The sequence below is a fragment of the Pseudoalteromonas sp. NZS100_1 genome (assembly GCF_015864285.1).
In the GTDB taxonomy this organism is placed as follows: Bacteria; Pseudomonadota; Gammaproteobacteria; order Enterobacterales; family Alteromonadaceae; genus Pseudoalteromonas; species Pseudoalteromonas arctica.
The window spans coordinates 179,564-199,887 of the sequence record NZ_JADYXN010000002.1; the positions used below are offsets into that span (position 1 = coordinate 179,564).

Sequence of the window (20,324 nt, forward strand, 5' to 3'; positions counted from 1 at the left end):
TAAAAGAATTTAAGTTAAAGCATGATTTCTTAAAATAGATGTTGCAAGTGCGTTAATTTTGAAATAGTCTCGAAGTCATTACTCATGGTTAATTGTTAACAATGTTGGGTTTTGACACTAGCACTCGCTTTATTCTCTATATAAAGCAACACACAATGATAACAACAAAGTTGGATAGAAGTATGAATGGTAGTAAACGTAATGTGTTTTTCTTTGCATTTATTGTCGCCTTTGGCGGCTTTATATTTGGATTAGACGCTGCTCTTATTTCAGGTACGGTTCGTTTTGTATCGGCAGAATTCAATTTATCAGACATTCAAATAGGCACTGTAGTGAGTGCGCCTGGTTTTGGTGTGCTATTTGCTTTAGTCATTACCGGTTACATATGCAATATGTTTGGCCGAAAAAATACTTTAATAGGCATTGCGTTTATATACATACTGTCGGCAATTGCATCGGTTTTCGCGCCAAGTTACGAGCTATTAGTTGCTGCTCGTTTTATAGGTGGATTAGCATTCACGTCTTTATCGGTCGCTGCTATGTATATAGGCGAAGTTGCACCGTCTAAGTACCGTGGTAAATTAGTGTCTATGATTCAAATAAATATTGTTGTCGGATTATCCGCAGCGTATTTTGCTAACTACTTACTTGTTGATTTAGCTCACAGTAATTTTGAGTGGGTAACACAGTGGAATGTACAAGATAATTTATGGCGCTGGATGCTAGGCGTTGAGATTATTCCTGCTATTTTATGGTTTTTATTATTATTTACTATTCCCCAAAGCCCGCGTTGGTTAGTTATGAAAGGCAACGAAACACGCGCTATAACTATCTTGCATCGTTTAAATAAAAATACTGAATTGGCCCAAGAGCAACTTAAGAGTATTAAAGAGAGCTTGGTTGATTACAGCGAAACAGGTGGGTATTTTTCTTCATTTAAACAACTACTCGAAAGTCGTGTTCGCACAGCTGTCATTATTGCTTTTACTATTGCTATTGTGCAGCAAGTGACGGGGATTAACGCCATAATGTTTTATGCTCCAACGGTGTTTGAACAACTGGGAGTCGGCACTGATGCTGCTTTTTTTAACGCTGTTTTAATTGGTTTAGTCAGTATTGTATTTACTGTGGTAGCTATTGCTTTGATAGATAAGTTAGGGCGCAGACCCCTTGTTATTTGGGGATTAGCAGCTGCAACAATTAGTTTGTTTATGTGTTATTTAGGCTTTAGCCAGGCAGAATATAGTTTGTCGGCTGAAGATATAACCTCGTTTTCAGCGTTAAACTCTATTACAGGACTGGAGCACATAATTGGTACCGTGTATCACAGTGATATTGAATTTAAGCAGGCTTTAGCGAGCGTACTTACAGCTTCGCAACAGCAATTATTTGAAAGCGATTTAATTTCACGCGCAGCAACTATAAACGCGCCACTTATATCATTTGGTATAGCGGGCTTTATTGCAGCCTTTCACTTTTCGATTGGGCCAATTATGTGGGTGATATTTTCTGAAATATTCCCGACTCGTATTCGAGGTGTGGCCATTCCTACCTTTGCATTTATTGCCAGTGTAATTAGCTATTTTGTTCAGCAGTTTTTCCCATGGCAGCTAAGTAATTTAGGCGCTGCAAACATCTTTTTACTTTATACCGTATCGGGTGTAGCCGGCTTTGCATTGTTATTTAAGTTTATGCCAGAGACTAAAAATAAATCGATAGAAGAAATTGAAGTCTACCTAGAAGGCCTACACACTAAAAAAGTACAGGAGGGTGTGTGAGTACTTTACTCGCTATAGGCGAATGTATGGTTGAGCTAGTACCAACAGGTATTAGCGAATGCAAGCAGTCATTTGCGGGCGATACTTACAATGCTCTTGTGTATGCAAAGCGTTTTGCTAACACACTAAATTGCGCGCTATTTACAGCTGTAGGTAGCGACGTCCTGAGTGCCAATATGCTCAAATGTTGGCAACAAGAAGGTATTAATACACAAAACGTGATTACAACAGCAGACTATAACGTGGGTATTTACGCTATTTCAACGGATGCTGATGGTGAGCGAAGCTTTGATTATTGGCGTAATCAATCAGCAGCGAAGCATATGATGAGTTTATATACTCAAAAGCCATTTAATTTAGGTTTGAAAGAATCAGACTGGGTGTTTTTCAGTGGCATTAGTTTAGGTATTTTAGATGATGAATCTAAACAAGGTTTACTCACATTATTAGTTGCTCTTAAAAAACAAGGCTGCACAATTGCGTTCGACCCTAATTATCGCGCGCGTATGTGGCAATCAAAAAGCCACGCTATTGAATGGCTAGAGCGTGCTTATGCGCTTAGTAATGTAGTTTTACCAGGTCTTGATGATCACCGTGTGTTATTCGGTCATTCAAGCATTGAAGAGATTGTTCAGTACTGTACACAATTTGATATCGACGAAATTGTTATTAAAGCTGGTAGTGCCGGGATGCAGGTTTATTGCAAAGATGATCTTAAAGCGTCATGTCCGTTTACACCCGCTGCAAAGCAAGTTGATAGTACAGCGGCAGGTGACTCATTTGCCGGAACCTACTTAGCCGCCAGAATGTGTGCACAAAACCCTCAAAATGCATTAGAAATGGCTGACAGTGTTGCCTCACAAGTTGTGCAGCATCAAGGCGCGATTTTACCTCTTGACGTATACCAGTCGCTAAATATAAGCCTAGGTAAGTAAGGAATTAACATGTCTGATAAAAAATTAAGTTTAGCAAGTAAGCGTGCAATAGAGCGTGGCTACGATAAATATGGCCCGCAGTGGCTTACAGAATTTGATATAGAACCGTTGCTGGGTGATTTTGCCTATGAAGAAGGGGTTATACGTCGCGATCCTTCATCTGTTTTATACATTGATGGTGTTTACCATTGTTGGTACACCAAAGGTGAGGGGGAAACGGTTGGTTTTAACTCTACTAATCCGAATGACAAAGTATTTCCATGGGATTTAACGCAAGTTTGGCATGCCACCTCAAAAGACAGTATTACATGGCAAGAACAAGGCTTAGCTGTAAGCCCAGGTAAACCAGGTGATTACGACGACAGAGCAATTTTTACGCCTGAAGTGTTTGAACACCAAGGTCATTATTATTTGGTTTATCAAACAGTACAAACACCTTATACAAATCGTCAGTACGAACATATTGCAATAGCTCACTCTGAATCTGCATTTGGGCCGTGGATAAAATCACCAAAACCGATTGTAAGCCCAAGCAAAGATGGTAAATGGCTTGGTGATGAAGACAGTCGTTTTGCAGTAACAGCTAAAGGTAGTTTTGATAGTCATAAAGTACACGACCCATGTTTAGTATTTTTTAATAATAAATTTTACTTGTACTACAAAGGCGAAACCCAAGGTGAAGGAATGAACTTTGGTGGTCGTGAAATAAAACACGGTGTTGCTATTGCTGATGATGTATTAGGTCCTTATGTTAAATCGCCTTATAACCCTATTTCAAATAGCGGTCATGAGGTCGTTGTTTGGAATTATAAAGGGGGTATTGCTAGTTTGCTAACAACCGATGGCCCTGAAAAAAACACCATTCAATTTGCTCAGGACGGTATTAATTTTGAAATTATGGCGCATATAAAAGGCGGTCCAGAAGCGATAGGCTTATATCGACCAGCGCAAGGGTTTGAGCAAAATCCAGCACCTGGAATTAGCTGGGGGTTGTGCCATAAATACGATGCCAGTTGGAACTGGAACTATATTTGTCGTTTTACTCCTCGTAAGCAAGTGCTCGACGCCGGTACCTTTCAAAACAGTAACTAGGGAAAGTAAAGAATGAGTGAGCAACAAAATCAATTTGACCCGACAGAGCATCCACACCGGCGTTTAAACCCATTATTAAATGAATATGTGTTGGTGTCGCCACACCGGGCTAAACGCCCATGGCAAGGTCAAGAAGAAAGTGTAGATATTGAGGTTAAACCAGAATACGACGAAAGCTGCTTTTTATGTAAAGGCAATACGCGTATTAACGGTGAAGTAAATCCAGATTACAAAAACACCTTTGTGTTTACTAATGACTTTGCCGCCTTGCGTGAAGGTGTGCCTGATGTGGAGCAAACCGATCCCCTATTTAGTATGCATACAGAGCGTGGCACTGCGCGTGTTATTTGTTTTTCGCCTAATCATGCAAAAACACTACCAGAGCTTAGTGTTTCGCAAGTTACAAATGTAGTAAGCACATGGCAAGAGCAATGCATAGAGTTATCAAAAACTTACAAATGGGTTCAGGTATTTGAAAATAAAGGCGCTGTAATGGGGTGCTCTAACCCACATCCACATGGTCAAATTTGGGCACAAAATAAATTACCTAGTTTGGTTGCGCGTAAACACGAAAACCTCAAACGATATTACGAAAAGTATAAAAGTAATTTACTGCTTGATTACGCAAAACGTGAAATTGAAAAGCAAGAACGCGTGGTTTGTGTAAACGATGATTGGCTGGTGGTTGTGCCTTATTGGGCTGCATGGCCATTTGAAACACTGCTATTGCCTCGGTTTGCGATTACTCAAATGATACAGCTGACAGACGCTCAACAAAGTAGTCTAGCTGAAATTATTAAAAATATAACAACTCGTTACGATAACTTATTTCAATGTTCATTTCCGTACTCTATGGGCTGGCATGGCGCGCCTTATGATGGTCAAAGCCACTTATTTTGGCAATTACATGCGCAGTTTTTACCGCCATTACTACGATCAGCCAGTGTTAAAAAATTTATGGTTGGTTACGAGATGATGGCCGAAGCACAGCGTGATATTACACCCGAGCAAGCTGCCACTATTTTGAAGAAACAATCACTAACGCATTATAAAGAGAACACTAAATGAATGTTGAACAAAGCGCACGGTTAGCTTTTTCAAACCACTTTGGACGCGATGCCGACTTTGTTGTCAAAGCCCCAGGGCGTGTTAATTTAATTGGTGAGCACACCGATTACAATGATGGTTTTGTACTGCCTTGTGCCATTGAATACGCTACTTACATTGCGGTGTCCCCTCGAACTGATGATGTAGTAAATGTACTTGCACTTGATTGCGATAACCAAACCGACAACTTTTTAGTAAATAAACCGCTTAATAGCCACAGTACGCAAACGTGGAGTAATTATGTTCGCGGCGTAGTTGATGAACTGCAAAAACGAAATCATAAACTCAGTGGCTGCGATATATGCATCACAGGTAATGTCCCGCAAGGAGCTGGTCTTAGTTCATCGGCTGCACTTGAGGTAGGTATTGCTTATGCATTTAATCATTTATGTGAATTGTTTATTGAGCGAAAAGACATAGCTCAAATTGCACAAGCCGCTGAAAACAATTTTGTGGGCTGCAACTGTGGAATTATGGATCAGCTTATATCGGCGTGTGGTCAGCAAGGACAAGCATTGGGTATAGATTGCCGCTCACTTGATTTAATTGAAGTGAGCATTGACCCAAAGATGACTATTTTAATGGTTAACTCAAACGTTAAACGAGGCTTGCTTGATAGCGAATATAACTTACGCCGAGAGCAATGTTATGCAGGGGCAGAAGCTTTGTCTAAACCGAGCTTGCGCGATGTAAGTATTGATGAGTTTGAGGCAAAAAAACATACATTAAGCGTTGAAGTAGCCAAGCGTGTAGAGCACATTGTGTATGAAAATGCGCGAACATTAGAAGCCATGCAAGCCTTTAGTAATAACGATATAACCAAACTAAGTACACTAATGGCACAAAGCCATGCCTCTATGCGTGATTTGTTCGAAATAACCACCTCCCAAATTGACACTCTTGTGAATATTATCGCAAAAGTAATTAATGAACACGGCGGCGTAAGAATGACGGGCGGTGGCTTTGGTGGTTGTGTAGTGGCGTTTGTTCCTAATTTTTTGGTAGAGAATGTAATTAGTGCTATTGAAACGCAGTACGAGCAACAAACAGGATTAAAAGAAACGATTTACACAAGCGTACCTTCAGCTGGTGTATCACTTATAAGAGCATAAGGACAATCTAATGAAAAAAGTACTGGTAACAGGAGGCGCGGGATATATTGGCAGCCACACTGTTTTAAGCTTATTAAAAGATGGTTTTGACGTAGTAGTAATAGACGATTTAAGTAACTCGAGTCGTGAATCGCTAACTCGCGTAGAAGCGTTATCAAAGCGAAAAGTTGAATTTATTCACGCCAGTTTACTTGATAACGATAAGTTGTCTGCCACGTTTAGCGAGCATAAATTTGATTCGGTTATTCACTTTGCAGGTTTAAAAGCGGTAGGCGAATCCATAGAAAAACCACTTGAGTATTATTATACCAACTTGGTGTCTACCTTAAATTTATGCCAATGCATGCTTAAATATAATGTTGATAAACTCGTGTTTAGCTCATCAGCTACAGTTTATGGACAAGGCGCATCGGTGCCTTATACCGAAAGTTTACCTCTAGGGCGTGCAGCAAGCCCGTATGGGCAAACAAAGGTAATGATTGAGCAAATACTACAAGAAATAGTCGCCTCAAATACTGGTTTACAAGTAGCCAGCCTGCGTTACTTTAATCCTATTGGCGCAGATATTAGCGGCCAAATAGGAGAAGACCCATTAGGTATTCCTAACAATTTAATGCCCTTTATTGCTCAAGTTGCTGTAGGTAAACGTGACAAATTAGCCATTTATGGAGGCGATTACCCTACTGAAGACGGTACATGTGAGCGGGACTATATACACGTTAGTGATTTAGCTAATGGTCATATTAAAGCCCTTAAATGGCTTGGCGAGCAACACCACAGTCTATATGAAGCATTTAACCTAGGCACTGGTACTCCTTATTCTGTGCTTGGCATAGTAAAAGCATTTATTGAGTATACCGGAGTTGATATTAACTTTGACATTGTAAAGCGCCGAGATGGCGACTTAGCTGCCTTTTGGGCCGATTCATCTAAAGCCCAGTCTGTTTTAGGCTGGCAATGTCAATATACCCTCGCAGACATGATGAAAGACACATGGCGCTGGCAAAGTAATAACCCTAATGGCTATCCAAATGTATAACTTCCTTATGTAAAGCACTGTCTACACAAGGCGCCCTAATCCACACACAATAATAAAGGTGATTAAAATGAAACGGAGAAGTTTTTTAAAACTCAGCGCTGGTCTACTAAGTTCAAGCCTGTTAAGTGGTTGCAGCGGATTATTTGCATCATACCGAGGTGACTTAACCTCAACTGCGCCATTAGATAATACGAATTTTAGTAAGCAGGTGTGGCTTGGTAAGCATTTTTGGGGCAACAGACTACAAGATTGGCAGCGTATAGGTAATGAGCTTTTATGTACCCGAGAAGGAAAAGATTTTGAAGCGCGTACTGTATCGTTACTCTCTAGGCAGCTTAATGGCTCATTACAAAGTGGGCGTATAAAAGCCACCGTACGCAATTTAACACCGAATGAAGAGGGCTTTTGTGGATTTTTATTAGGAATTGGCAAAGGTGAGCTATCAGCTAAAGGTGCTGCTTTAGCACAGCGAGCTGGTGGCGAAAATGGCGGAATAATTGCCGCCTTTGACAGTTTAGGTAAATTATCATTTAGACAGTTTGATGATGAAAGCAAAGCGCTTGATTTTACTATTATTAATCGTGCTCCATTTAATATACAACAATATAAAAGCGGCGATAAAATAACACTCGATTGCCATTTAGACCCAATAGATACACACCATTTTGATATTCGTCTTGTGGCAAGTAACACAAATACAGCCCAGGAGTTAGGATTTGCTTTACTTCACAAAGTACCCGCAGATCAACTGCAAGGGGGGATTTCGTTATTAAGCTCCTCAGAGCCTTTTGTAGCAGGCGCACGTTGGGGGTTTAGTGATATTGAAACCGGTGGCGGTAAAATAACTCTAAATAATGCCAATACCTTAGGCCCGGTTATGGGGTGTATGTATAGCGTTAATAAACAGGTCCTCAAGTTATCTTGTCAGTTAATGCCTATTAATATTAAAGAATTTTCACGCGTAGAGCTGCAATATAAGTTTGAAAACCAATTGGATTGGCAGCATGCAGGCACAGCAAAAATTGAAGATGGGTTTGTAGCAAGGTTTAGGTTAAGTAATTGGAACTATTTAAAACAAGCTCAATACAGAATTGTTAACCCACAAAAGCCTGAAGACACTTTATACTTTGGCACTATTGCTAAGGACCCACAAAATACTAAAGAATTCACGATTGCATTGTACTCTTGTATTATTCCTACCTCCAAAAGCTTAGACAACACACATTACACGCGCCTTATTAGCAGCGAGCGCGATTTAGGGCGTTACACCAAAGATAATATTTTATTCCCTCACACTGAGCTTGTTGAAAATGCCAATTATCATAACCCTGATATGTATGTTTTTTGTGGCGATCAGTACTATGAAACATACCCAACTCGTTATGGTCGGCACACAAAAGATGCCAAACTAGATACCTTATATAAATGGTACTTATGGTACTGGGCATTTGCCGATAGTATAAAAGATAAGCCTACACTTGTTTTGGTTGATGATCATGATGTACTGCAAGGTAACTTGTGGGGCGATGGAGCCGAGCACTCCGATATGCCAAAAGAAGAAGACGGTGGTTATAAGTGGGATAAAGACTTAGTTAGAATGATTTACCGTATGCAAAACGGTCACAATCCAGACCCTTACGATCCCACACCGATAAAATATGATATTCCGGTTAGTTATGCTGCATTTGAATATGGCGGTATTAGTTTTGCGATGGTTGAGGATCGTAAATTTAAAACGCCACCTGACTACAAAGCTAATAAGCTTGCCACAACGGGTGAGTTATTAGGTAAACGCCAAGAAGCCTTTTTAAAAGACTGGCAAACTATGCACCCGGGTAAACCTAAAATATGTATTACAGCTTCCATGTGGGGGTCGCCTCAAACCGATGAAAATGGCAAAGCATTAATAGATTACGATGCACATGGCTACCCGGCTGATGGGCGTACACGCGCAGTAAAACTAGTAAGTGACGCTAACGCATTAGTAATTGCGGGAGATCAACACCTCGGGTTGCTTGCCTACCAAGGAATAAATACTTTTGATGATGGCAGTTTGTTTTTTGCAGGCCCAGCTAGTGCGGCGTTTTGGCAGCGTTGGTTTGAACCCCACGCACCTTTACCCAATCAGCGAAACAACGACAAAAATACCGGTGATTTTACCGACACGTTTGGTAATAAAATGCGTGTACTGGCCGCAGCTAATCCAAAAGTAACGCATAAGCTTTTTGCTAAACAAAATACAACGTGGGGTAAATTTTTAGCAGACCGAAACTTAAAAAGCGAAGGTTACGGAATTATTAAAATAAATCACGCTAAAAAATATTATCAGTTAGAGTGTTGGGAATGGAATACCGATCCTTCTATAGGCAAACAGTTTGCTGGTTGGCCGTATATAAAAGAATTTTGATTAGGCTAGGGCGTGTTGATCTTTGGTGGGTGAATTTGCAGCAGACTGTTTGGTTTTTAGGCAAGGCGGAGCCTATGTAGTGTGGTTATTCCCCATGAATAGGCGATAACGTAGCATTAATGCCAAACAGGCGCTGCCCAAAGGGTTCTTCCTAGGGGCTACTTACTCTTTGTTGCCTACATGGATGTAGGTAAGGGGCGTGAGCAGGACGCGGAAGCTTTGCTCGGTTTTTACTTAGCCCACTAGGTTACAAACCTCGCGCCGCGATTTAATCGCCCCTAGATTGAACAAATTTCAATCTACAAAGATCAACACGCCCTAGATAAACTCTGTGTAAATATTTACTTTAACACTGTTAATTAAGAGCAATTTAATGCTTACGCATTAAGTTGCTTTTTTATAATTAAGTAAAGATTGTTAACAAAATACAGTTGACAATCGTTTGGTTATTATATTATTGTTTACAAAAGATTAACCTGACAACATAATAATACCTTAGAAAGGGAACACACATGACAATCATCAACAAAGCGTTCAAGTTGAGCGCGATTACAGCTGCAGTACTTGCAACACAATTGGTTTACGCCAAGCAAGACGAAAGCACACAAGAAAAATCGAAAGTAGAAGCCGATATTGAAATAATTGAAGTCAGCGGGTTAGCCGCCAGTCTTAAAAAATCTATTAATGATAAGCGTTTTGCTGAAAACGTTGTTGACTCCATAAACGCTGAAGACATTGGTAAGTCTACCGATCAAAATATTGCTGATGCGCTTTCTCGTGTAACTGGTGTGTCGGTGCAATCTGTTGATGGTGAAGGCGCACGGGTGACTGTTCGTGGCGCTAATTCACAACAAAATAACATCAGTATGAATGGTGTCCAGCTTGGCTCAACAGGTTATAGTCAAGGTGTCGATTTATCGCAGTATTCTTCAGATATCTTATCTAAAATAGAAGTGGTTAAAACCCCAAGTGCCGATCATGAAGAGGGGGCATTAGGTGCCAATATAAATTTAACAACAACTAAGCCGTTAGATTTAAACTACGAAATAAACACCATGACGCTCGAAGGTCGTTACAATGACTTATCAGAAGAAGATAATTACAAAGTGTCGGGTACATTTTCAAGAAAGTTTTTTGATGATACGTTTGGCGTGGTTGTAACAGCAGTTAAAGAAACCAATGCGTATCGTAAAGATCAATACTCGGCAACAGATTGGTATGCCTTAGAATCCCCTTTAGCGAAAGATACTAACGGTAATGTTATTGAAAATGCTGTAGGTATTACACCTCGAGCCGTACAGTATCAATATCAAGAAAGTCAAAATGATCGTGTGAATTTCAGTCTAGGTTTACAATGGCGCGCAACAGAAAATACTGAATTTAACTTTAATGCTATTGTTGGTAAGCAAGATATAAATAATTCTATGCATGGAATTAACACCCGCTCAGTAGAAACTAAAAACTTGGTTGAAGGTGAAGACCCTGGTTTGGCTGGTGTAACTGCTGAATATACAGATCCTGAACAAGACTGGCGTACCATTGATTTAGAAACGAATACATTTACTAAATTTGTTAACCGCTTTGGCAGTGGTGGCTTGGTGCAATCTGAAGGGGATTTTGAAAATAACAATCAAATATTTTCTTTAGATATGAACCATAATTTTAGTGATTCATTAACGATGGATGCGGGAGTTGGTTACTCTAAAACTGAGCAAATACCCAATAATTCTGTATATGTAGCATTACAAAATTTTGCAAACATTAGTGCATGGAGTTTAAAAAATGTTCCGCCTGAAGATATGGAACCTGTGGGTTATGACTGTATTAGTGGGAAGTGTAATTTAGTAACCGGTACGGGCTTAATTGACTATGGCGAAAATAATACCTTTGGTGATCCAGAAAGCCTGTGGGATAACTATAGCACTACCGGGTTTAACCCTGACGAATTAGATGCTCAGCATTTATCTTACATGGGCAGAACTTTAAATAGGGTAGAAGATGAACAAAAGTCATTATTTGTCGACTTTGACTACGTTCTAGATTCAAATAACTTTCGTTCAATCGAATTTGGTGCTAAATGGTCTAAACGTTCTAAGTATGTTGATGCACAGCAAGGGTCTTTTAACAGTGTAGGTGAAGGCGTTGTAATTACAAACCCAAATACTGGATTACCTGCGGTTTTAGGCAGTGGCTTACGTGATATCACCGGGGCAATGGTTACAGACGGCAATGAATTCCCAGTAGATGATTTTATGGCAGGCCTTGGTTATGGTCGCGATAATGTAACTGATGGTTGGAATAGCTTTTCAGCTTTCAAAGCGTTTGAAGTTGCGTTAGGTAGCCCAGAAGTGGCATTTAATACTGATAATTCAAATACAAGAAATACAGAATTCGATAACCTAGCATTTTACACAAAGCTCAACTTTGAGTTATTAGATGGACGCATTAGTGGTGATGTCGGTGTTCGTTATGTTAAAACAACGGTTGAAGTTCAAGGTGCATCAGGTGTGCAGTTTGCTTATGACCCATCAAATAATGCCCGTTTAATGGATCCATTCAAGCTTGCAGAACTGCGTGACCCAAGTTTACCGCTTTGTGCAGCGACTCCGTTTTATGGCACTAATTATAATGAAGAAATTCGTTGGTCTAGAACGGATGGTTTGGGTTATGACACCTTAGGAACCAATGATAAGACTGATGATGTTAGGATACCAGATCAAGGCCCGTGTCATGATCCTAACGCGATACAAGGTAGCGAGTTTGAATCTGAGTGGTATTTATGGCGTCATTCTGATGTTTCGACAGAAAAACATTGGATTTACGGTGAACGAGTTTATGATGAAGCAGGAAATTTATTACCAACGGAAGACAGAAGTTTACGCTCTTTTGCCGTTACGGATGAGCATGAATATGATTTATTTTTACCGAGTTTAAATCTAAATTACTTATACAGTGAAGATACCATTATTCGTTTCGCAGCATCAAAAACAATGGCACGCCCGCAAATTGACTCGCTTCGCCCTGGTTTTAAAGTGAGAGAAACGCAATGGGGTGGCGAAAATCGTAATAACTCAATTACACTGACTAATCCTAAATTAGACCCTCTTGAATCATTTAATTTAGATTTATCTTATGAATGGTACTTTAATGATTCCGGCTTATTAGCCGCGACGTTATTCTATAAAGATATGACTAACTTTGAAGAATCAGAAACAATCGTTACTTACATGGATGATTTACGTGACGTAGGTTTAACAGAAGGCGAAACCTATGATCCAAATGATTTAGTACTGATTGCTGGCCAAGATAGCTTAGAAGGGTGTATGCCTAAACGGTTCCAAGGTGGCCAGGATTATCAAAAAGAGTGGATGTATTCAGGTGACTTAGAGCAAATGTGTGCCAAATTTAACACTACCCGTATTAAAAATGGTAAAGGGGCAAGTATTAAAGGGTTAGAGCTTCAATACATGCAAACCTACGATAACTTACCGGGTATTTGGTCCGGCCTTGGCTTACAGGCTAACTATACATATCAAGACAGTAAGTACGATCAAGAAGTATCATCGATTGATAATAATGTAAAAATTCCTTCATTGGCGGTTGCCTATACGCCAGAGCATAGCTACAACGTAACGGGTTTTTGGGAAAAAGATGGTCATCAATTACGTCTATCTTACCAAGGGACAACCGATCAGCTTGTACAACGCTCATGGGAAAACGGATCGCTGTGGGAAGAGGGACGTAAAACGCTCGACTTTTCTGCAAGTTATAAAGTAAATAACTACATGACGGTATCACTACAAGTTGCCAATGTAACCGACGAAGGCGTACGCCAATACTTTACGAGTCGTTTCTTAAATGCTGGTGGTCAAACGTTCTCCGAAGGCAGCCCACTAGAAGGGGATGCAACTAAGTCACGCACGGTCTACCAGTATCATACCGGACGTACATTTAGACTTAATACCCGTATTAATTTCTAAATTTTTAATCTAATAAAAAGCCCGCAGCATTGCTGCGGGCTTTTTGGCTTTTGTTACTTGTCTCGTCCTGAAATGTGTTTACACATTTAGGGCTTATTATGACCAAGTCAAATAATACACCGATTAAAAGAACACAACGAGATTATTCATTAGGCTTTAAATTGCAAGTTGTCGACGCTGTAGAAAAAGGCGATATGACTTATAAACAAGCCCAAAAAATTTATTAACTGAAAGTGGAGAATCTATCTCATTTTAGAAATTGTTACTGTAGTTTTCTCATAGTGGGAAGCTCTAATCGGTTATCTAAACAAAGCTTTATATAGGGCGGGTTAAGAAAACTATCAGCAATAATACCTTTTTATAACAAGCTAGGTAAAATATTTAGTGTCTAGGTAAACATCACTGATAATACTTGCAATTAACTTTTATCAATTTGTAACCGTTTTTAGAAAAAAAATGCTGATCTTTAGTAAAAAATCAAATATAGTTTGTTTACTGTTAACAATATTTGATTTGTGAGATTAAAACTATGAACAAAAACATATCTCGTCGTTCAGTCCTCAAAATACTAGCTGCTGGTGTTGCTGCTACAGGAATTTCTGGTTGCACTAGCAGTTTTGGGACAGTGGCTTCAACAACTACCCGCGGTACTAAATCTCATCATGATAATTGGTATAAAACGTATGATAGAGTATGGCTTGGAAAACAATATTGGGCTAATCCAATGGAGGATTGGCGCGTAGTTAATGGTGCTGCTGAATGTAGAAGTAGAGGTGGTAATCGTAGTGTTCATTCACTCACTCACCAAATAGCGCATCTTGACCAAGCTTTTACAATGTCGGTGCAAGTGTCTCGCTTAGAGCAAAACAGCAACGATGGTGGCGCGGGTATTCGTCTTGGTGCTAAAAGTGAATTAAATGAATACCGTAGTAATTGTTTTGTACAGCAGGGTTATGACCTTGGTATTAAAAACAACGATTTAGTGTTAGGCAATAACACCGTGCCTATATCGATTCCGATAGAGGATCAAGCTGTTACTTTAACGCTGACTGGAACACCTCAATCAGGTGCCATGGCTTTAGAGTTAACGGCTAGTTTAACGTCGTCAGGAAAAGTGATAGGTACTCTCACTCATTTGGCTGCAGCCACTGAATTATTAGGCAATGTGGCGTTGGTGAGTAACTTTTCGATTCCATCCGTCACATATGAAAATGCACCTGAAGACAAGTTGGGCGCACGATATAAATTTAGTAATTGGACCATGCAAGGTGAAGCATTTTCAGTAATAGATGAACAAGCGTTTGGTCCGATACTTTGGACTATGTATTCGTTAAACGATACATTGAGTGATGAAGGCTTTGTGATGAAGTTGAGTGCTTACACAGGGCCTATAGGTGAACAAGATAATCAGCAAATAGAACTACAAATACAGCGTGATGATCAGTGGCTCGCTATTGATTCGCAAGTCATAGACCATGATGGCTGGTTGGCGACCTTTCGTATTGCTAATTGGGATGAAACACGCGATACGCCTTTTCGGGTTGTATACCGTGAAAAACACACAGATGGTACACAAACCCCAGATATATATTCAGGGATTATAAAAGCGAACCCAGCGAGTGAAAAATTACGAATGGCCGCGCTCACGTGTCAAAATGATTATGGTTTTCCGTACCAACCTGTTGCTCAAAATGTCGAAAAACTAAACCCCGATTTGGTGTTCTTTTCTGGTGATCAAATTTATGAAAGTCATGGCGGATTTGGTGTAATTCGTACTCCAGATAATTTAGCGATTTTAAATTACTTACGCAAATTCTATCAGTTTGGCTTGGCTTTCAAAGAGGTAATGCGTAATCAACCGACAATTTGTTTGCCCGATGATCATGATGTACTCCAAGGTAATTTGTGGGGGGAAGGTGGTGCAAGGATGGAAAACATTTCCAAAGACCCTTCAGCAAGTGCATTAGGTGGTTACATTGATTCTGCACGCGTGGTAAATATGATACATAAAACCACTCTCAACCATAATCCAGATCCTTATGATCCAACGCCAACTAATGGTATTAGCTCGTATTATGGCACTATGCTATATGGCGGTGTCGGTTTTGCGATTCTTGCCGACAGACAATGGAAAAGTGGCCCAGAGCGTATTAATGTTGCGGTTGGCGAAACGGGACAAGATGAAGACCCACTTTTTTATAATCCTATATTCAATCCCCCCGGCTTAGACCTGTTAGGAAACCACCAAGAGAACTTTCTTATAAAGTGGGGTAATGATTGGCGTGGGCATAAATTAAAAGCGGTATTAAGTCAAACGGTGTTTGCTGCTATTTCTACTCATCAGCCCTTGCCTGATCGCTTCTTGAAATATGATTTTGATTCGAGTGGTTGGCCTGCATCTGCACGTAACCGTGCAATTGACGCAATGCGTGACTCTATGGCGTTACATATTTGTGGAGATACCCATTTAGGTTCTTTATCGCAATATGGCGTAAACCAGCAAAGAGATAGCAATTGGGCTTTTTGTACGCCAGCTATTTCTGCCGGTTGGCCAAGATGGTGGAAACCTGATTCGATGAGCATGCCTTACCAAAACCGGCCAGCACACGGCCTTGGCGAAACTGGCGAATATAATGACACTTTCGGTAATAAGATTTATGTCTATGCGGTAGGAAATCCACAGGTTGGTAAATCCAGTAATCGTTATGTAAAGGCACATGAGAAAGGGAGTGGTTTTGGCTTTATTACATTTGATTCTGAAAAGCTGACATACACAATGGAAGCATATAAGTTTTTAATAGATATAGCTGATGGTAAAGCAAGTAATCAGTATCCAGGATGGCCAGTAACTATTCATCAACAAGAGAATAAAGGCAAAAATATATTAAGTTAACTTATATGTATTAGTTCAGACAATATCTGACAATTCAACTTGAAAAAAGTGAGAGTTACCCGTTTTGATAAAGGTGTCGAATCTTTAAATCAAAACAAACAAAAAGGTAACTCTCATGTTGCATACTAACAACCCAACCATAAAACACAAAGCTGGTTTACTTAACCTCGCTGAAGAACTAGGTAATGTATCAAGAGCCTGTAAAGTCATGGGCGTATCACGAGATACATTTTATCGTTATCAAGAACTCGTTAATGAGGGGGGATTGATGCATTAATCGAAAAGAACCGCCGTACACCAAATATAAAGAATCGCGTTGACGAAGAAACAGAGCAAGCCGTCATTAAATATGCAGTTGACTATCCTGCTCACGGCCATCATAGAAGCAGCAATGAGCTTCGTAAATTAGGCGTGTTTGTTTTAGGTAGTGGTGTTCGTTCAATTGTTAGCTATACGCTTAAGGAAGAACTATAAAAAGATCTGGACGAATGGATGGATTACTACAACAATGATCGGAATCATCAAGGGAAAGTATGTTGCGGTCGAACACCACTTAAAACATTACTGGATGGAAAAACGGTTTGGGCAGAAAAGAATTTAGCTCAAATCTAAACTAACAGTCATCATTAGAAAAATGGGTAACTGTCAGATCAAGCCTGAGCTAGTACATATTAAACAGGACTTACTTAAATTCTCCCACTTTTATAAGTGAGTCTACCTTAACATTAGTGAGCGTTTTTTGGCTGCCATCTCGCCATGTAATTACAACTGATGAAAGCGTATCAGCTTGTGCTAATCCAAAATGCACAATATTAAGTAAGCTTTGCGAGTGAGATGCGCTTTGCGAACCAATAACTTGATATTGGGCTGCACTTGGCGTTTTAATTTGTACTTTTGCACCATACGGATCAATACCACTTTTTGAGTAGCCAACTCTTATAAGGGTATAATGAGCGTCGCTTAACTCAGTGGTATTTTTATACAAATGCCACTGGCCGTTGTCTGTATCACCGCTGAGTAGGTCCAATTTACCATCTTGGTCATAATCAAAGGCAGCCCCCATATCACCATGAGAATCTTGGCCTATTTCAGTATTGGCATTATGCACTGTTGTTGCTTCAAACTTGTAATCGCCTTGATTTATTAAGAGTACATCAGAAATACGCTCTTTTAACTTACCAAAGCGATAAACCATAAAGTCTATTTTAGTGTCATTATTAAAATCTCCTGGTACAACACCCCAGTTATTACTGTTTGTTAATGCTGGTAATTTAGATGAAATATCAACTAGCTTACCGTTATCGTTACGTAGTAATACATCGGTAAGGACTTGATTTTGTGGCTGCCAATCACTTTGGTATTCAGCTACATTTTTGAACGATGCACGTATATCCCATGCAAGGTTATCTGTAAGTACCCATTCAACACGCCATTTATTATTACCTAAATAACCAATGTACCAGCCGGTTTTATCAAGCTTAGTTGGAAAACCGAGCGCTTTTTGTTGGCTAATAGTTGTATTTTTATTAGGTGTATTAATTAATTTTTTTTGCTCTCCGATATATACATCCATTTGGCTTAATAGTTTGGCGCGTGGGAAGTGATAAAAGTCACTTAATATAAGGCTTCCTGAGTTTGTGTTGTCTGTAATGAGTGTTATACCGTCGTGACTCTTGTTACCTTCATCGCGCAAATCTAACCGCTTATTTTCTTTGTTATACGAGATACTATTATTAGCTATTTGGTAATTTGGTTTACCGCGAGCTAGGTAGTAATCCATATCACCATCGTTATCAATATCAGCTTGAGCAATAACTAACGTGTTTTTATATTCTTTGTTATTTGTAATAACGTTGTTAGTTTCATCAGTAAATGAAAAGTCGTTATTTCCTTTGTATATACTTAAATTATTATAAGCATCGAAGCCAAAAATATCGAGTATGTTGTCGTTATTATAATCGGTTAATAATACGCGCTCGGCTTTTATATTTTCAAAAGAAGGTGAGGGGTGATGAGCAAATTTTCCGTTACCAATATTTTCAAAAATTATATTACGTGGCGAGTTTTCGTGAATTAATTTTTCGGCGTTTATCTGTATAAAGTCCAGATCGCCATCGCCATCTACATCAATCCAACGCACAGAGCGCCCGCGAGCTCCCATTTTAGATAAGCCAGCTTCAACAGTTTTATCTTCAAATTTGCCATTATTGTTTTTAAGTAATCGTTGTGGTTTAGGCTTGGTGCCATTTCCGCCACCTAGGGCAATAAGTACGTCGAGATCGCCATCGTTGTCGTAATCACCGGCCGACATCCCATGAAGATCTGCTCGTGGAAAAATATTATCTTGTAGTGTGTATGTATTATCGCCATTTGCCATAAATAACCGAATAGGAGTGGTGTCGTGATTTGTTAGTAGTAGGTCATAGTGACCATCACTGTTTATATCTGCAATGGTAGGGCCGCCATACTTCCAATTTTTTTGTGTTATTAAACCTGCTTGTTCAGATACGTCAGAAAAGACTACGTTGTTATTTGTTTTACTACTGGGCGTGTGTGTTTGTATGTTTTGACTGCATCCCGCTAAGTTTAGAGCGCTGATAATCACTACGCTAAGCGCAGATTTTTTGTTTTTAATCATTATTGTCCCTCTTTATACCGTGTTAATTGTTAACAATATATGTTGATATTAAAACATACAAGTAAATTTTAATAACTATTCTTAATGCTTTTTAACGTATTGGCTTTTGCGCTCTAAAGTTATATTAAATTTTGATAGTGGCTTTACAAACAACATACCTAGGTGTAAATTGTTAACAATAAACCATATTGAGGTGTGATAGTTCACTTTGATATTCCTCGTATCGGCATTGTTTTAATGATGCTTTACTTGGTTACTATTTAATTAAACATTCTTGAAGGTATAAAAATATGCAAGCTGCACAATATATAGGTAACAAGTCATTTAACATTGTTGAAGGCACATCTATTAAACCTAATGCGGGTGAGATTAGATTGAGTGTTGGATACGTTGGGATTTGCGGTACAGATATGCACATATACCACGGCGTAATGGATCAACGAGTGTCTATTCCGCAAACAATTGGCCATGAAATATCAGGTGTTGTTGCAGAAATAGGTGAAGGCGTTGAAGGCTTTGCTGTAGGCGAAAACGTGGTAGTACGTCCATTAGATTGGTGTGGCGATTGTCCTACGTGTAATGCAGGGCATACGCATATTTGTCAAAACTTAAAGTTTATGGGAATAGATACGCCAGGTGCTTTTCAGTCAAGCTGGACAGTTAAAGCGCGTACTTTACATAAATTACCAGCAGGCGTTGATTTAAAACAAGGCGCATTAATAGAGCCGTTATCGGTTGCGTGCCATGATGTACGACGCTCGCGCTTACAAGCGGGTGAGAAAGTGGTTGTGCTTGGTGGCGGGCCAATTGGTCAATTAGTTGCTGCGGTTGCTAAAAGTGTTGGTGCAGAAGTGCTCGTGTCTGAGCCTAACGAAAGCCGCCGTGCTTTTGCCAATGAGCTAGGTGTTAAATCGGTTAATCCCATTGAAGAAGATTTAGCTGCCTATGTAGATAGCTGGACGCAAACAAAAGGCGCAGACGTAGTTTTTGAAGTATCAGGCGTAAAACCCGCAATAGAGGCTATGACCGAAATAGCAGGGCGTCGGGGTCGTATAGTCATGGTGGCTATTCACAGTGTTAAACCTGAAATCGATTTATTTCAATTCTTTTGGAAAGAGTTGGAGTTATTAGGTGCGCGCGTATACGAAGCGGCAGATTTTGATTGGGCAATAGAGTTAATTTCATCGGGCCAAATAGATCTTAAACCTTTTATTAGTTCGGTTAGTTCGTTAACTGATATTGGTAGTGCATTTGCGAGTATGGATGGAAATCCAGAAGGCATGAAAGCGCTTGTTGAATGTAATCCACAATAATAAAAATTATAAAGGTATTAAAATGAATAA

Annotated in this window: 11 protein-coding genes and 2 pseudogenes; 12 read left to right on the top strand and 1 reads right to left on the bottom strand. The window is 39.6% G+C overall.

Annotated elements, in window-relative coordinates; translation table 11 throughout:
* The first annotated feature begins 182 nt into the window (after positions 1-182).
* The 11 genes and pseudogenes from I6F66_RS02120 (at position 183) to I6F66_RS02170 (ending at position 16,955) form a co-directional block, all read left to right on the top strand.
* Entirely contained in the window at positions 183-1,778 is a 1,596-nt protein-coding gene (locus I6F66_RS02120) for an MFS transporter (RefSeq protein WP_197112174.1), read from the top strand.
* Positions 1,775-2,713 (top strand): sugar kinase, encoded by a 939-nt coding sequence (locus tag I6F66_RS02125; protein ID WP_197208601.1) that lies wholly within the window; start codon positions 1,775-1,777, stop codon positions 2,711-2,713. The genes I6F66_RS02120 and I6F66_RS02125 overlap by 4 nt, the downstream gene beginning before the upstream one ends.
* A 9-nt stretch (positions 2,714-2,722) precedes the next feature.
* On the top strand, positions 2,723-3,805 hold the full coding sequence (locus tag I6F66_RS02130; RefSeq protein ID WP_165727475.1) for a glycosyl hydrolase: 1,083 nt from the start codon (positions 2,723-2,725) through the stop codon (positions 3,803-3,805).
* Positions 3,806-3,817: 12 nt separating this feature from the next.
* Complete coding sequence (locus I6F66_RS02135) at positions 3,818-4,873, top strand: UDP-glucose--hexose-1-phosphate uridylyltransferase (protein WP_165740989.1); 1,056 nt, start codon at positions 3,818-3,820, stop codon at positions 4,871-4,873.
* Complete coding sequence (galK, locus tag I6F66_RS02140; protein ID WP_165727477.1) at positions 4,870-6,024, top strand: galactokinase; 1,155 nt, start codon at positions 4,870-4,872, stop codon at positions 6,022-6,024. The genes I6F66_RS02135 and galK overlap by 4 nt, the downstream gene beginning before the upstream one ends.
* 10 nt (positions 6,025-6,034) lie before the next feature.
* The gene (gene galE / locus I6F66_RS02145) at positions 6,035-7,063 is read left to right on the top strand and encodes a UDP-glucose 4-epimerase GalE (protein WP_197208603.1); all 1,029 of its coding nucleotides are present in this window, start codon (positions 6,035-6,037) and stop codon (positions 7,061-7,063) included.
* 67 nt (positions 7,064-7,130) lie between these two features.
* Positions 7,131-9,470: an alkaline phosphatase D family protein gene (locus tag I6F66_RS02150; RefSeq protein WP_197208605.1), complete on the top strand. Its 2,340-nt coding sequence runs from the start codon at positions 7,131-7,133 to the stop codon at positions 9,468-9,470.
* Positions 9,471-9,982: 512 nt separating this feature from the next.
* Entirely contained in the window at positions 9,983-13,450 is a 3,468-nt protein-coding gene (locus I6F66_RS02155) for a TonB-dependent receptor (protein ID WP_166376309.1), read from the top strand.
* Positions 13,451-13,548: 98 nt separating this feature from the next.
* Positions 13,549-13,674 (top strand): annotated as a pseudogene (locus I6F66_RS02160) (IS3 family transposase); the annotation flags it as partial.
* A gap of 305 nt (positions 13,675-13,979) precedes the next feature.
* The gene (locus tag I6F66_RS02165) at positions 13,980-16,343 is read left to right on the top strand and encodes an alkaline phosphatase D family protein (RefSeq protein ID WP_197208607.1); all 2,364 of its coding nucleotides are present in this window, start codon (positions 13,980-13,982) and stop codon (positions 16,341-16,343) included.
* A 115-nt stretch (positions 16,344-16,458) separates the two neighbouring features.
* Positions 16,459-16,955 (top strand): annotated as a pseudogene (locus I6F66_RS02170) (helix-turn-helix domain-containing protein).
* A 70-nt stretch (positions 16,956-17,025) separates the two neighbouring features.
* Here the strand turns inward: I6F66_RS02170 and I6F66_RS02175 are convergent.
* Positions 17,026-18,981 carry a CRTAC1 family protein gene (locus I6F66_RS02175; protein WP_197178679.1) on the bottom strand — a complete coding sequence of 652 codons (1,956 nt, stop codon included), beginning with the start codon at positions 18,979-18,981 and terminating at the stop codon, positions 17,026-17,028.
* A gap of 290 nt (positions 18,982-19,271) precedes the next feature.
* On the opposite strand from I6F66_RS02175, the gene I6F66_RS02180 reads away from it, so the two are divergent.
* A complete protein-coding gene (locus I6F66_RS02180; RefSeq protein WP_197208609.1) occupies positions 19,272-20,294 on the top strand; it encodes a zinc-binding dehydrogenase in 1,023 nt (340 codons plus the stop codon).
* The last annotated feature ends 30 nt before the right edge of the window (positions 20,295-20,324 follow it).